13 protein-coding genes are annotated in these 12,792 nt (G+C 36.4%); 7 read left to right on the plus strand and 6 right to left on the minus strand.

Going from position 1 to position 12,792, the window contains the following annotated elements:
• Positions 1–10 precede the first annotated feature (10 nt).
• On the plus strand, positions 11–508 hold the full coding sequence (locus tag E0Y80_RS03655) for a hypothetical protein (RefSeq protein WP_156306058.1): 498 nt from the start codon (positions 11–13) through the stop codon (positions 506–508).
• 6 nt (positions 509–514) lie between these two features.
• Here E0Y80_RS03655 and E0Y80_RS03660 read toward each other — a convergent pair whose 3' ends face one another.
• Together E0Y80_RS03660 and E0Y80_RS03665 are read right to left on the minus strand one after the other, a co-directional pair.
• Positions 515–1,291 (minus strand): amidohydrolase, encoded by a 777-nt coding sequence (locus E0Y80_RS03660; protein WP_156306059.1) that lies wholly within the window; start codon positions 1,289–1,291, stop codon positions 515–517.
• A gap of 70 nt (positions 1,292–1,361) precedes the next feature.
• On the minus strand, positions 1,362–2,339 hold the full coding sequence (locus E0Y80_RS03665) for a polyprenyl synthetase family protein (protein WP_156306060.1): 978 nt from the start codon (positions 2,337–2,339) through the stop codon (positions 1,362–1,364).
• Between the two features lie 92 nt (positions 2,340–2,431).
• Between E0Y80_RS03665 and E0Y80_RS03670 the strand changes: the two genes are divergently transcribed.
• Together E0Y80_RS03670 and E0Y80_RS03675 are read left to right on the plus strand one after the other, a co-directional pair.
• Positions 2,432–3,607 (plus strand): glycosyltransferase family 4 protein, encoded by a 1,176-nt coding sequence (locus tag E0Y80_RS03670; protein ID WP_156306061.1) that lies wholly within the window; start codon positions 2,432–2,434, stop codon positions 3,605–3,607.
• A gap of 11 nt (positions 3,608–3,618) precedes the next feature.
• The gene (locus E0Y80_RS03675) at positions 3,619–3,948 is read left to right on the plus strand and encodes a metal-sulfur cluster assembly factor (protein ID WP_156306062.1); all 330 of its coding nucleotides are present in this window, start codon (positions 3,619–3,621) and stop codon (positions 3,946–3,948) included.
• Here the strand turns inward: E0Y80_RS03675 and uvrC are convergent.
• Both uvrC and E0Y80_RS03685 read right to left on the minus strand, forming a co-directional pair.
• Positions 3,943–5,754 carry an excinuclease ABC subunit UvrC gene (gene uvrC, locus E0Y80_RS03680; protein ID WP_156306063.1) on the minus strand — a complete coding sequence of 604 codons (1,812 nt, stop codon included), beginning with the start codon at positions 5,752–5,754 and terminating at the stop codon, positions 3,943–3,945. The genes E0Y80_RS03675 and uvrC overlap by 6 nt on opposite strands.
• 67 nt (positions 5,755–5,821) lie before the next feature.
• Positions 5,822–8,083, minus strand: a complete 2,262-nt coding sequence (locus tag E0Y80_RS03685) for a penicillin-binding protein 1A (protein WP_156306064.1) — start codon at positions 8,081–8,083, stop codon at positions 5,822–5,824.
• Between the two features lie 224 nt (positions 8,084–8,307).
• On the opposite strand from E0Y80_RS03685, the gene E0Y80_RS03690 reads away from it, so the two are divergent.
• Positions 8,308–9,525, plus strand: coding sequence for a TCR/Tet family MFS transporter (locus tag E0Y80_RS03690; protein ID WP_156306065.1), 1,218 nt, complete (start codon positions 8,308–8,310; stop codon positions 9,523–9,525).
• Here E0Y80_RS03690 and ispF read toward each other — a convergent pair.
• Positions 9,522–10,004 carry a 2-C-methyl-D-erythritol 2,4-cyclodiphosphate synthase gene (gene ispF, locus E0Y80_RS03695; RefSeq protein ID WP_156306066.1) on the minus strand — a complete coding sequence of 161 codons (483 nt, stop codon included), beginning with the start codon at positions 10,002–10,004 and terminating at the stop codon, positions 9,522–9,524. The genes E0Y80_RS03690 and ispF overlap by 4 nt on opposite strands.
• A gap of 136 nt (positions 10,005–10,140) precedes the next feature.
• On the minus strand, positions 10,141–10,962 hold the full coding sequence (locus E0Y80_RS03700) for a glycogen/starch synthase (protein WP_156306067.1): 822 nt from the start codon (positions 10,960–10,962) through the stop codon (positions 10,141–10,143).
• A gap of 148 nt (positions 10,963–11,110) precedes the next feature.
• Here E0Y80_RS03700 and panC point away from each other — a divergent pair, with 148 nt between their 5' ends.
• The 3 genes from panC to E0Y80_RS03715 are packed head-to-tail and all read left to right on the plus strand — an operon-like array spanning position 11,111 to position 12,761.
• Positions 11,111–11,959, plus strand: a complete 849-nt coding sequence (panC, locus tag E0Y80_RS03705; RefSeq protein ID WP_156306068.1) for a pantoate--beta-alanine ligase — start codon at positions 11,111–11,113, stop codon at positions 11,957–11,959.
• Positions 11,960–12,002: 43 nt separating this feature from the next.
• Complete coding sequence (gene panD, locus E0Y80_RS03710; protein WP_094255370.1) at positions 12,003–12,350, plus strand: aspartate 1-decarboxylase; 348 nt, start codon at positions 12,003–12,005, stop codon at positions 12,348–12,350.
• A 48-nt stretch (positions 12,351–12,398) separates the two neighbouring features.
• The gene (locus E0Y80_RS03715) at positions 12,399–12,761 is read left to right on the plus strand and encodes a hypothetical protein (RefSeq protein WP_156306069.1); all 363 of its coding nucleotides are present in this window, start codon (positions 12,399–12,401) and stop codon (positions 12,759–12,761) included.
• The last annotated feature ends 31 nt before the right edge of the window (positions 12,762–12,792 follow it).

The following is a 12,792-nucleotide window of genomic DNA, read 5'->3' on the forward strand; positions in this document are numbered from 1 at the left end:
ATTGCTGTATTTGCAAATTATTTTATTAGGATTTAATAAACTCATAAAAAATTTAGCTATTTTTATAGATATGGACAATCCTATTTTAATAGCTCTGATTATCATTGGCAGTGTTATCTATAAGATCTATCAAGGATACAAGGAAGAGCAAGAAAAAGCAAAAAAAAGGATGGAGCAGCTTAAAAAACAACTCCAAAAGGATAGTCCATTTCAAGAAATACCAGTTCCAGTTCCTGCAGCCAAACCCGTAAAAACTGTTTTAAAAACTACTTTAGTAAGTCATAAAAATCAGGAATTATCTCGAGACATCCCACAATATGACGAAATTGAAATTGCCAGACAAAGGAAATTAGAACAGCAAAGAATTGCTGCTGAGAAAAGAATAAAACAAGAAAAATCTAAAACAGCAACTAAAAGAATTGAAATAGAGGTCCTCGAAGGCCAGCATTTCGATTTACGGCATGCAGTAATTCAACAAGCTATCTTAGAAAGACCTTACAAGGATTAATAAAATTTATAAAATTTTAAATTGATCTTGATCTTTCAAGAATGGGAATTGTTCTCTACTATCTTCTAAATCTTTCGGATTTAAGGTAAAAGTATAAAGATCTTCATCTTCAGGTTTATAGTATACCACATCGCCATTAGGAGATATACACATCGAGCCACCAGAGTAGTACACTTCTTTTCCATCGTGGCCAACACGATTGACACCAATTACAAAAGCTTGATTTTCAATAGCCCTTGCAGGAATTAAGGCCCTCCAATGTGCCGAGCGCTTATCTGGCCAACTAGCTGTATAAACCATTAAATCATAAGCTGCATTTTGATTTCTTGACCAAGTTGGGAACCTCAGGTCATAACATATCATCGGGCAAATCTTCCATCCTTTCAATTGAAAAATAATACGGGATTGACCAGCAGTAAATATTTTGTCCTCCCCTGCCATTGTGAACAAATGCCTCTTATCGTAGTGAACAAAACTTCCATCTGGAGACATCCAAACAAAACGATTGTAATATTTGCTATCTTCCTCAATAATTAAAGAACCAGCAACGACACATTCAAATTTTTTGGAAGTTTCATAGAGCCAATGCATGGTCTTGCCATTCATTGTTTCCGCACATTTTTCTACATTGGTTGTGAATCCTGTGTTGAACATTTCAGGCAAAATGATCAAATCTGTTTTTTCACGCAATGAAGACAATCTCAAACCAAGGTTCTGAAGGTTTTTATCGACATTCTCCCAAAATAGATATGCTTGAAATATAGTGATTTTTAATGGCTCCATTGACGTTCTTTACTCTGTATAATCTTTTACTGAATTCACCAAATTATAAAAAACATAGCAAATTTCATAATTAACGCGTACGGTGCATTAAGGTATCTGCAAGCTTTCTCAATTCTGCCTTCTGCGGTTCTGAAACGCTAATTTGCTCCAATTTATTGTATGCCAGGTCAGTATAGCGTAACTTAATGTCTTCAGCATATCGATCTACTTGAAATTTTGCATATAGATTTTTCATCCTACTTACTTTTTCACCGTCCTCAATTGTATCTGACGATAATAAATCATCAAATTCTGCCCTTGCTTCCCCATCAATTAATTGCTCCGTTTTTATTCTTAGGTAAGTCTTTTTGTTACAAAGAATGTCTCCTCCTACTTGTTTACCAAATGCTGAAGGATCTCCATAAACATCTAAATAATCATCCTGTAGCTGAAAGGCAATCCCTAAATTGACTCCAAAATCATAGATTAACTGTTGTTGTTTCTCATCAGCATAGGCCAAAATAGCTCCCATTTGTAATGCACCTCCTAATAAGACCGAGGTCTTCAAACGAATCATATTTAAATATTCATCCTCAGAGACATGGTCAATTTTCTCAAAGTCCATATCTAACTGCTGTCCTTCGCAAACTTCTAGTGCTATTTTATTGAAAACCTGCAACAGACTAGGTATTCTATCTGCGGGACTTTTTCCTAACTCTTGATAAGCCTTTACTAACAGTGCGTCCCCCGATAAAATTGCAACATTATCATTCCATTTTTGGTGAACTGTGGCCTGCCCTCTTCTCAAAGGTGCTCTATCCATGATATCATCATGGATCAAAGAGAAATTATGGAAGTATTCTATGGCAATACCAGCTGGCACAACCTCCTTTAAATCTTCCTTTCCAAATAGTCTTGCCCCCATCAGAACCAACATCGGTCTGATACGTTTTCCAGATAAAGAAAGAATATACTTGATCGGGTTATATAAGTCGGCAGGTTGAACAGGATACTTTTCATTTTGAATGTATTCACTAATTAACTTACCATAGGGATGCTGTTCGAACATAATATTTAAATATGAAGACGAAGATAACAATTTTGAGGCCTAATAGCGTTAGATTAAGGATTTGATTTTAGCCATTTACTGTGTAAATTGCGATGAATTTAAGAAATCTACATATGCGCATACTCATCATTCATAATCAATACCAACATATTGGCGGAGAAGATTTTGTAATGGGACAGGAAATGGAGGCATTGAGAAAAAATCATGAAGTAGAGTTATATACTGTTCGTAATGTAAAAGATCTTAAAGGTTATATCCAATATCTATTATATCCGATCAATTGGCCAGAAGTCAAAAAAATAAAAGCTAAAATAGAAGAATTCAAGCCGGATATAATACATATCCATAATATACATTATGCTCTTGGACCTTTATTTATCCTTCATATCAAAAAACTGAAGGTGCCCATGGTTATGACCTTACATAACTTTAGACTAATCTGTCCATCAGCAACACTATTTTATAATGGCAATATTTTTCTCAAATCAATAAATGAAGACTTTCCATGGGATGCAGTAAAAAAGAAAGTATTGGAGAATTCTTATTTCAAAACATTCTGGACGGCATTTACTTATTGGGTACATAGGAAAAGAGGCACTTTTAATTTAGTAGACCGTTATATAGCACTTTCGGATTTTTCTAAATCCATTTTCATCAAATCAAAATTAAACATCCCTAACAACAAGTTTGTGGTAAAACCAAATTTCGTCAAGGTTGCAGAGGTTAGCAAAGTTTATCCGAGTGATTATTTTGTGTATGTTGGGCGATTGTCGGAAGAAAAAGGTATCCTTCCTATGCTTCATGCATGGAAAGCAACAAACCATAATATCAAAATTTTTGGTACAGGACCTTTGCAAAAAGAGGTTGAGCTTATTTGCAGCAATAGTCCAAATATGCAATATTTAGGCTTTCAAGATAAACAAAGCCTCAGTAATCATATTGCTTCCGCATCAGCAGTTATTGTTCCTTCCATCTGTTATGAATCCATGCCTCTGGCCGTTTTAGAAGCCTACGCCCTAGGAACGCCAGTCATAGCCAGCAATATTGGCATTTTAGCTGAAATGGTCGTACCTTTGTATACAGGATTGCTTTTCGACCCGCACAATCATATTAACTTAGTGCAAACACTGTCAGAATGGAATTCCCTACCGGCAGATCAGATAAATGAAATAAAAGATAATTGCCGAAAAGAATATGTTGAAAAATATAGCCAACAGATTGTAATGGGTGAATTGGAGAGAATTTATTCAGAAGTGTTGGCAGAATAAAATTTAAAGATATGAATATCATTATAATGGACCGTTTGGGATTAGCTCCAAAGATTGAAGAAGTACTCGCTACAGTATATGATCCGGAATTAAAACCAGCAAATATTTTAGACTTAGGTTTGATTTATGAGATTATAACAAAGGAAAACAAGCAGGCTAAGATCGTAATGACCTTAACTGCCCCAGCCTGCCCTGTAGCCGGGGAAATTATGAATGAAGTTCAACAAAAAGTTGCAGCCATTGAGGGAATCGATGAAGCTATCGTGGAATTGACTTTCGATCCGCCATGGACAAAAGACATGATGACTGAAGAAGCTAAATTGGAATTGGGATTCTTATAGCACCTTATTCTTTTCAGAAAAATAATTCTTCAAAGATTGTAGCTGTTTTAAATTCAACACCTTCATCAATTCTTCATCTGTAGCTTCACGCACTTTTTTAACGGATTTAAAAGTTTTCAATAACTTCTCAACGGTTATTTTTCCGATTCCGGGGATGTTATCAAGCTCGGAAACAAATGTTTTTCTACTCCTCTGATTCCTATGAAAAGTGATTCCAAATCGGTGGGCTTCATCTCTTAAATGTTGAATTATTTTTAAAGTCTCAGACTTCTTGTCCAGATACATCGGATACTGGTCTCCGGGATAATAAAGTTCTTCTAATCTTTTGGCAATCCCGATAACCGTCATTTGCTTCTCAATACCCAACAACTTTAAGCTCTTCAATGCGGCGCTCAATTGCCCCTTCCCTCCATCAATAATAATTAACTGTGGCAATGGCTGATCTTCATCCAAAAGTCTTCTGTAGCGCCTAAAAACAGCCTCCTCCATCGTGGCAAAATCATTTGGTCCTTCAACTGTCTTTACATTGAAATGTCTATAATCCTTCTTGGACGGTTTTGCATCCTTAAAAACGACAATCGCAGAAACTGGATAATTCCCTTGAATATTCGAGTTATCAAAGCATTCAATATGTCGAGGCAATTGAGGCAATCTCAAATCCTTTTGCATTTGCTTTAATATGCGCTCGGTCTTTACTTCAGGATTTAACTTTTCATACTGAAGTAATCGCTCTTTTTTGAAATAGGCTACGTTTTTCTGTGAGAGTTCTAATAATTTTTTCTTGTCCCCTAATTTTGGAACATTGAATTTTATATCTTCATTTCCTTCAATATCGAGTTCAAATGGCACGATAATTTCTTTAGAATGGCTTCTAAACCTTGATCTCAATTGTGGAATGGCGATTGCCAGCAACTCCTCATTAGTTTCATCTAGACGTTTTTTTAATTCTACGGTTTGAGTCTGAATAACCACACCGTTAACAACCTTTAGAAAATTAACAAAGGCATAATTATCCTCGGAAGCAATGCTGAATACATCAACATTGGTTATCGAAGAACTTACGACTGTTGACTTACTTTGATAATTTGAAAGCTTATCGAGCTTGACCTTAAATTTGTGTGCAGCTTCAAAATCCATTTGCTGAACTGCCATATTCATCTGCTCCTTGAGTCGATTAGTAACAACAGCAATCTTTCCGTTTAAGATATCTTTAATGTCAGCGAGGTTCTGATCATAATTAACTTCAGTTTGATAACCTTCGCAAGGACCCAAACAATTTCCTAACTGATATTCTAAACAAACTTTGAATTTGCCTTTAGAAATATTTTCTTGGGTTAGGCTAAGGTTACATGTTCTTAACGGAAACAGCTCCCTAATCATATCTAAGATTATATGCATCATACCTACGGATGCATAAGGTCCATAATATCGAGAACCGTCTTTAATATATTTTCTTGTCCAGAAGATTCTAGGAAAAGGTTCATTTTTAATGACAATCCAGGGATAGGTTTTGTCATCTTTCAACATTACATTATACCGGGGTTGATGTTTTTTTATCAGGTTATTTTCTAATAACCAAGCATCAATTTCCGTGTCCACAATGGTGAAAGCAATTTTATTGATCTTGCGGACCAATACACGAGTTTTACTATTGAGCTGATTTTCATTCACAAAATAAGAACCGACCCTATTTCTTAAGTCCTTAGCTTTTCCGACATAGATCAGTGTATCATCCTTATCAAAATATTGATAGACCCCAGGTTTATGGGGAATCTTAGTTAATTCTTTTTTATAATTAAATTCCATCGTAGCAAAAAAACAGACCTTTATTGTTTGAAGAATAAAGGTCTGGTCTAATTTATTAAAGAATCGGTTAAAATCCTAACCTATCGTCTTCCATTAGTTGCGAATCATTCTTCGCAGGATCATTTCCATAGAATTGTGAGAAATTCGAACAGTTCATTTCGAATCTGGTAATTCCACCTGGCGGCTGAGGGAAATCTTCTTGGGAATAACTCAAGTCTTTATCTTTATAAACTTTATTCATATAAAGTCCAAAAACAGGCATCGCAGCTGCAGCACCTTGACCGTATTGCATACTGCTAAAGCTAATTCCACGATCCTCGGCACCGGTCCATACACCGGTTACTAGTTCAGGTGTAATCCCAATAAACCAAGCATCTGAATTATCATTTGTTGTTCCCGTTTTCCCACCAATTGGATTTTTCAATCCTCCAAAATTAGGGTCCCATCTAAGACGAGATCCGGTACCACCATCAACAACGCCTTTCAGCATATCAACCATGGCATATGCCGTTTCACTGTTCAAGGCTTTTAAAACTTTAGGAGCTTTCTCATAGATTGGAGCACCATTTTTATCTTCAATTCTTAAAATCATTGTTGGTTCAACCCATGTTCCTTGATTTACGAAAGCTGAATATGCACCAACCATATCAAATAAGGAAGCATCATATGATCCTAAAGCAATAGAAAGGTTGTTTGGAATATTTGAATTGACTCCCATTCTTTTAGTAAGATCTGCAACATTAGCCGCTCCGACCTCACTAATTAAATAAGCAGAGGCAAAGTTTTGAGAATATTTAATGGCATTTTTCAATGTTATGGGGTCACCACCTTGGGTAGTTCCTTTCGGAGTCCAATCTCCATAAGTACGCATGTGATTAGGTACTGATACACAAGGTCCATATCCATTGTCGATAGCATAAGCATATACAAATGGTTTAGCTGTTGAACCCACTTGTCGAGTACCCAACTTCACTTGATCATATTTAAAATGCTCAAAGTCTATTCCTCCTACCCAAGCACGGATGTAACCTGTTTGAGGTTCCATTGACACCATCGCATTCCTTAAAAACAACTTGGTATACTTAATTGAATCCATAGGAGTCATTACGGTATCAACACTACCTCGCCAAGTAAATAAGTTCATAGGAACCTTTTTCTCAAAATCCTTCTTGATCTGATCTTCGGAAAGACCTTCTGCTTTCAATACTCTGTACCGGTCTGAGCGCTTCATCCCAGTAACCAATAAGTTTGCATTTTTCCCGGTGAAAGCATTTCTACGACGCCATTGTTTATCAAACTCATTCTGCAAGCGCTTCATCCACTCTTTTTGAGCTTCCTCAGCATACTGTTGCATTTTGAAATTGATTGGAGTATAGACTTTGAGACCATCACGATCTAAATCATATGGTGTACCATCTGGCTTAGTAATGGCCAAACGTTGGAATTCTTTTTTAATTTCTTCCTTCAGGACTGCTCTAAAATACGGAGCTAAACCTTCACCATAGTTTGAAATGGTTAATTTTAATCCCAAAGGTTCGCTTTTGTATTTGTCGAATTCTTCATTAGTAATATAATTCTGATCTCTCATGTTTTGAAGGACTAGATTCCTTCTTGCAATTGCTCGCTCAGGGAATCGAACAGGAGAATAGTATCCCGGTCCCTTTAACATACCAACTAATAATGCAGACTGAGCAGGAGTTAATTTTTCTGGAGTGGAATTAAAGAACGTTCGAGCAGCGGATTTGATACCAAAGGTATTATATGCCCCAAAGTCAACCGTATTGAAATACATCATAACGATTTCTTCCTTGGTATAATTTCTTTCTAGACGAACAGAGGTAATCCATTCCTGGAATTTCTGCATAATACGTTTGATGGCATTTTTTTCTCTTTTCTCAGCAAAAAGATTTAATGCCAACTGTTGAGTAATTGTACTCCCTCCTTGCTTATTTCCGGCAAGAGTGAGTAAAACTGTTGACATTGTACGGGAATAATCGATTCCTGAATGTTCGTAGAATCGTTTATCCTCTGTAGAGATTAAGGCTTGAACTAGCGAAGGTGCTAATTCATTGTATTTCACATTTGATCTGTTGTGTACGAAGTATGTTCCCAAAACTCGGTTATCATCAGTCAAAATCTCAGATGCTAAATTGCTTTTTGGATTTTCAAGATCTTTGAAGGTAGGTAACTTACCGAAAATTCCAATTCTCACACTCAGGAGGAATAGACCTGCAAACAAAACCAAACCCAACAATACTTTCCAGAAAAGACCTGAATATCTCTTTACGTCTTCTTCAGTCAGTTTACTACTTTTTGATTCTCTCTTCATTTGTTAATTTAATGAAACAACGAACTTATTCTTACTACTTTAAGTCCTTTTCCCTATAAACAGTAAGTGTGCCAAATCTCATTTGACAACAACAAAAATACCATATTTTTCTCGATGTCAATAAATCTTGTCCTTCTAAGTTCTAAAAAAGATGAATTGATCTTGGGAATTGTCTGTTTAAAACGAATTGAAGGCGGAAAAAAATAACTACCTTAGTTTAGTATATGCCAAAAATAAAATCACAAGCTGGACTACTTTTTATTTTCATTACCGTTGTTCTAGATTCTATTGGACTGGGGATCATTATCCCGGTAATGCCGGCATTAATTAAAGAATTGATTCATGGTGATCTTAGTCAAGCATCCTCTTATGGCGGGTGGTTAACGTTTTGTTATGCCTTTATGCAGTTCTTTTTTGCAGCGATTTTAGGAAATCTTAGCGATCATTATGGCCGAAGGCCGGTTTTACTATGTTCATTATTCGGTTTTACAATCAATTATTTATTAATCGGGTTTGCACCATCAATATTTTGGCTATTTGTAGGTCGATTGGTCGCTGGTATCACAGGAGCAAGTCATACTGTTGCTGCTGCCTATATAGCTGATGTTTCAACTAAAGAAAACAAAGCACAAAATTTCGGGTTGTTGGGAGCTGCATTTGGGTTGGGATTTATTATCGGACCAGTAATCGGTGGTGTCTTAGGACATTACGGACCTAGGTATCCGTTCTTCGCTGCAGCTGGATTAACCTTATTTAATTTTCTATATGGATATTTCGTAGTTCCTGAATCGCTCCCGAAAGAACACCGTAGAAATTTCAGATGGATAAATGCAAATCCTATCGGCAGTTTTAGGCATTTAAAAAAATACCCGATTATCATGCCGCTGGTAGTTTGTATTTTTCTGATCAATATAGCTGCTCATGCAGTTCAAAGCACATGGTCTTATTTTACCATGGAAAAATTTCAATGGAATGAAAGAATGGTTGGTTATTCTTTGGGAGTCATCGGCATACTTTTAACTATTGTTCAAGCTGGATTAATACGGGTTATCATACCTAAATTGGGGATTGCTAAAAGTATAATTCTAGGTTTAAGCTTAAACTGTATTTCCTTATTAGGATATGGACTTGTTGACAGCACTATGCTATTATTTGTGACGAGTATTTTTTATGTTTTTGCTGGAATTGCGGGTCCGGCCATGCAATCATCGATTTCAAATCATACTCCGGCAAATGAACAAGGTCAGATTCAAGGGGGATTGACCAGCATCATTAGTTTAACGGCAATTATCGGACCTTTAGTAATGACCAGCTTATTTTCATTTTTCACCAAAAAAAGTGGCCCGATTTACTTGCCGGGCGCACCATTTTTTCTTGGAAGTTTTCTAGCATTGATAGCAGTTATTATAGCCATCAATTACTTTCGACACAATAAGAATTAATTGATTTTTTCTAAAAGGCATACTGCATACGCAACCACACCTTCTTCCCTGCCTATAAATCCCATTTGTTCGTTTGTTGTCGCTTTAATGGAAACATCTTCAACGGAAATTCCAGCAGCTGCCGCAATATTTTCCTTCATTTGAGGTATATATGGTTTTATTTTGGGTGCTTCTAGGCATAACATGCCGTCAATATTCCCCAATTCAAACCCTTTTTCTTTTATTAATTTGATACAGTGTCTCAACAAGTCTAGGCTATTTGCACCTTTCCAACGTTCATCCGTATTTGGAAAGTGATAACCAATATCTTCTAAATTTGCAGCACCCAGGATTGCATCGCAAATTGCATGTGCCAATACATCTGCATCCGAATGTCCAAAAGCACCGGCGTGATGATCCAAGGTTACACCACCCACGACAAATGGGTGTCCTGACTTCATTTGATGGACATCAAATCCAAATCCTACTTTAATCTTCATAAAACGAAGATAGCGAATATTATTAGACGAAGGGAAAGCATGGAAGGTTTCTGATGTTATCAATAGAAAAAGACTAGAAGCTAAAAAAGGGCAGGAATGTTATCCCTGCCCTTTTTTAGCTTCTTAAATTCAAGCTTTATGCTGAAACTTCTTCGTTTACAAACTCATCGTATAGTTCTGAGAAAGCTTCATAATCTTCATCAGATGATGGTTCGAATGTACGGATATTATTTTCTTGGATATAAGCAAGAATTTCCGGGTTTATGTCTGCATCAGCTTTAACTACTACATCAGTAAAGGAAAGAGCTCCTTTGTAAATGTCGACATAGCTTCCAGAGCCATAATCTTTTAATTTGTCTGCATCGATATCTACTTGCGCAGCCATCTCAGCATACTTGCTCCCTAATGAATCATTTCCAAATTCTTCATTATATAATGAAAAGAATACTTTGGAGTCTTTGAATGTAGGGTCATCTTGATAAACCGTCTTTAAATATGCAGGTACCATTGCAGTAAACCATCCATGACAGTGCACTACATCTGGTGACCAGCCTAATTTTTTAACGGTCTCTAAAGCGCCTTTACAGAAAAACAATGACCGCTCATTGTTGTCTGCAAATCCTTTTCCATGCTCATCACGAAAAACTTTTTTCCGCTGAAAGTATTCTTCATTATCCAAGAAGTACACTTGCATTCTTGCCGCCGGCAAAGATGCTACCTTAATAATTAGCGGATTATCATTATTGTCCACCACAATGTTCATTCCCGACAACCTTATCACTTCATGAAGACGATTTCTGCGCTCATTAATATTACCAAAACGCGGCATTAGAATTCGAATCTCGAATCCTTTTTCTTGCATAGCATGTGGTAACTGGCGTGTAATTTCAGAAATTTTACTTATTTCAAGGAAAGGCGACATTTCATGGGTTATAAACAAGATTTTCGTTTTTGCCATCTCCAACTGTTTTTTTTGTATTATTGAATAGTAAAATCGGTCTACAAAGATACAATTAATTTATCAATTTTACAATTGATTAAAAATCATCATTTTATAATTTAAAGATTATTCCCCACTTTTGCACCTTATTTCTTAATTTTTGCCCGTGAAAATATTTCGCACAAAGGTGGAACTCCAACAAGAATTGAGTGGAATTCGCCAAGAAAATAAAGTCATTACCTTGGTTCCGACCATGGGTGCACTACATGAAGGACACCTGTCACTTATTAATTATGCCAAACCACTTACCGATGTAACAGTATGCAGCATATTCGTTAATCCAACTCAGTTTAATGATCCTAAGGATTTGGAAAAATATCCTCGCCCTATTGAAAACGACATTGCCCTTCTAGAGTCTGTTGACTGTGATATCCTGTTTATGCCTTCTGTTGAAGAAATGTACCCTGAAAATGATCCTGAATGGCATATTGACTTAGGAGATTTGGATAAAATCTGGGAAGGTGAACACCGTCCTGGCCACTTCCAGGGTGTTACACAAATCGTTTACAAGCTGTTTAATTTAGTAAAACCAAATCAAGCATGCTTTGGACAGAAGGATTTTCAACAAGTCATGGTCATTCAACGAATGGTTGATATCAAAAAACTGAACATTAAACTTCTTATCTGTCCGATCATTAGGAGCGACAAAGGCTTGGCATTAAGTTCGAGAAACGCAAGACTTTCAGCTGAAGGAAAAGAAAATGCATTGACACTCATTAAGTCACTTACATATATTAAAGATCATTTTGGTAAAAAAACTATTCCCGATCTTTTGAAAGCTGCGGAAGAAATTATTGCCTCGAACCCAGCAGTAGAACTGGAGTACTTAAGCATCTGTGAAACAAAAACATTAGCTCCGGCAATGAATATTGACCCAAGCAAAGATTATGTAGCATTAATTACTGCATGGGTGGAAGGAGTCCGTTTAATAGACAACATATTACTTTCTCATTAGAATAATATTTAAATCAAATTTTTTAAAAGACTAACTTTGCATTATGATGATAGAAGTAATGAAATCGAAAATTCATAGAGCCCGTGTTACGCAGGCTGAATTGAATTACGTGGGAAGCATCACCATTGACCAAGATTTAATGGATGCTGCAGACATAATTGCTAATGAAAAAGTACAAATCGTAAATAACAATAACGGGGCAAGGCTAGAAACTTATGTTATTCCTGGCGAACGCGGGACAGGCACAATCTGTTTAAATGGAGCTGCAGCTCGTCTTGTACAAGTAGGTGATATCGTAATTATCATCTCTTACGCTTTAATGGAACGTGAAGAAGCAAGAAACCATAAACCTTTATTGGTTTTCCCTGACGAGCATAATAAAATTGTTTAATAAGAAAAAACATTTTTTTGCTAATTTTAGCATACATTTGACTAGTGCATGCATAGACTAATCTCATATCGTCAAGTCGTTGCCAATTTCCTCCTTGTATGGATGATTGGCATTATCGTCAGTGGCGTAGTCTTCATGCACAAAGAGGTCACTTCAACTGGTGAAATTGTCACCCACATTCACCCTTACAACCTTGGTGAAAAAAAACACCACCAGCATCATTCAGATGCTGAAATCCGATATTTAGATATTGTTTACCAAGGGAGTTATCTTAATTGGTCTTCTGTAGTCTTTGAAGCCCCAATTCTACCTGAATTCTCCATAATGGAGTTTGGCTTTAAATTTTATGAGCTTATTTTTCAAACTCATGAAATTCGTACTGGGCGCGGTCCACCTTCCTATTTAGCTTAAAAACATTCTTTATTAATTGACCTTATTGGCT

It is taken from the genome of Sphingobacterium endophyticum, assembly GCF_009733535.1.
Taxonomy (GTDB): Bacteria; Bacteroidota; Bacteroidia; order Sphingobacteriales; family Sphingobacteriaceae; genus Sphingobacterium; species Sphingobacterium endophyticum.